Here is a 2,089-nt window from a genome sequence, read left to right as displayed (position 1 = left end):
GTGTACCGCCGGGTCAGACGTTGCAACTCAGCGCGACTTAATACTGTGGGGTCCACACAAACACCCCCCTTCGCCCCACCCAAAGGAAGCCCCACCACAGCGCACTTCCAGGTCATGGTCATGGCCAGGGCCGCCACTTCCCCTAAATTTACATGGGGATTATAGCGCATGCCCCCTTTGTAAGGCCCCAGCGAATCGTTGTGCTGAATGCGAAACCCCATCACCGTTTCCACTTGGCCATTATCCCTTCGAAAAGGCACGGTCACCATAAAGGTGCGCTCTGGCAAGCGGAGCCGACGAATGATGTTTTTATCACACCCGATGCGATGGGCTACTTCTTCAAAATTTTTCTGAACATCCAAAAAAAAGGGGTCTGTGTTAAAAGGATCAAAAGGAGTCATGAAAATAGGATAGCTTAAAATGGAACCCGTTTCTTCAATTTTTTTTTGCTGTAAACACCCCAAGCAAACTCAAGGTCATAGGAATTAAGCTAAAAAGCCCTGAAACCGTGAGCGTAGGGGATGAAAAACTCGGGGCAAGCTCCCCGAGTTTGATCTGAGCGACCCTTCGACTCTCCGCCTTCAGCGGATCGCTCAGGGTTATCCATCATTTTATTTCGGCCCCAAGGGGCCGAGTTGAGTCGAAGGATAAAATTTGTTTTGACAGGAGACCATGACTACCCTAAGGTTATCCCCATTAAGGAGAAAACTTATGTTTCGTTTAGGCCCCTGGGAAATTGTTTTGATTGTTGCCGTGGTGATTATTATTTTCGGCCCCAAAAGACTGCCCGAATTAGGCAAGGGCATTGGCCAGTTTTTCAAGAATTTTAAAAGCAGCATCAGTGGCGAGGATAAAGACAAAAACGACAAACAAAATCCTTCAGCGTAATTTTAAAAAAGCTGTCTTTTTCTTCATTCCCACAAGACTTGCACCCCATAAAATCATCATCAAACCCAAAGCGGTAATAGGGATGGCCCTGGTTTGCTTAAGCTGGCAACCGCTTCCCTTATCAGAATCATCAAGAGCGGTTCCCACAACAGTGCTATCAATAAGTTCCTGCGCTTCATCCGAAGCACCCGAGGTCACACTGCAATCGGTGGCGCTGGAAACTGTGGCAAAAAAATTGAACCCCGCTGCCGTGCTTCCCGAGGTAAAATCACAAGTGTCGTCGATGGCCCCCATCACATCGGATTGAATAGCGCACAAGCTCTGGCTGGCAGGGCTTGACGTGGCTGTTCCTGACAAATCTTCATCGGTTAATTCCGTATAGGAAGCGCATAGCGTCATCCCCGCTTGAATGGTCCCCGAAATAGAAACCGTGCAAGTTTCCCCGGCACCGCAAGAGCTTAAAGAAAAGGTAAGATTGGTTGGTGTTTCCAACGCGCCATTGGCCCCATTTTGGACCGTGTATATTTCATTGATGGCCACAACGGGGGAACAAAAAGTATTATTGCTGTTAACCGCCACATCGACCGTACTCCCGTTAATATCGAGATTTTGATTGTTGTAACAAAAATTGTTGCTGCTTAAGGTGGCATCATCAATTAACTGTGTTGTCGAGGCAGGAATAATCCCGTCGGTATCAGGGGATGTTGTATAGGCACGAAATTGCGCCCCGATGTCTTGAACACCTCCCGTTAAAAAAGCCCGCGTTCCGCTGAGATTGGCTCCGATATTATTACCGCTAATGGTAAGCCCGTCTCCGCCGTTAACCAGCAACCCAATCTCGCTCGCCGTTGCAATGTAATTATCCGTCAGGATGGCGTTGGTCGCATCGACAAGAGCGATGTTGTAGTCATTGGGGTTGGATAAAATCCGAAGCCGCAAACCAAAAATACTTTCATCGGCGGTAAGTGCATCGACACTCTCTCCCAAAAGCGCAATGGTAAATCCATAAACAGTGGAGCTTTGCAGAGTAAAATTATCACCCGTCGTCCGCACAGCAACGCCCGTGTTCTCACCGTCGATGATGCAGTTGTTGATGGTTCCCCCATTGCCGGACCAATTGAATAATCTTGTAGTGGCGGCATAACCACTGGTGGCCAAAGTGACATCCCCCCCGCAATTAAGGGTGATATCATTTCCCGTA

At 48.3% G+C, this 2,089-nt stretch carries 3 pseudogenes (all running past the window's edge); all 3 read right to left on the bottom strand.

The window, feature by feature from the left end:
• Positions 1-401, bottom strand: a pseudogene (locus A2048_03700) (hypothetical protein) (it extends 738 nt beyond the left edge of the window).
• A gap of 478 nt (positions 402-879) precedes the next feature.
• Positions 880-2,089 (bottom strand): annotated as a pseudogene (locus A2048_03695) (hypothetical protein) (it continues 38 nt past the right edge of the window).
• Positions 2,078-2,089, bottom strand: a pseudogene (locus A2048_03690) (hypothetical protein); it runs 1,251 nt beyond the window's last position. The pseudogenes A2048_03695 and A2048_03690 overlap by 50 nt, the downstream one beginning before the upstream one ends.

This window comes from Deltaproteobacteria bacterium GWA2_45_12 (assembly GCA_001797365.1).
GTDB lineage: Bacteria > UBA10199 > UBA10199 > UBA10199 > UBA10199 > UBA10199.
This window is presented reverse-complemented; position numbering and strand designations above follow the sequence as displayed.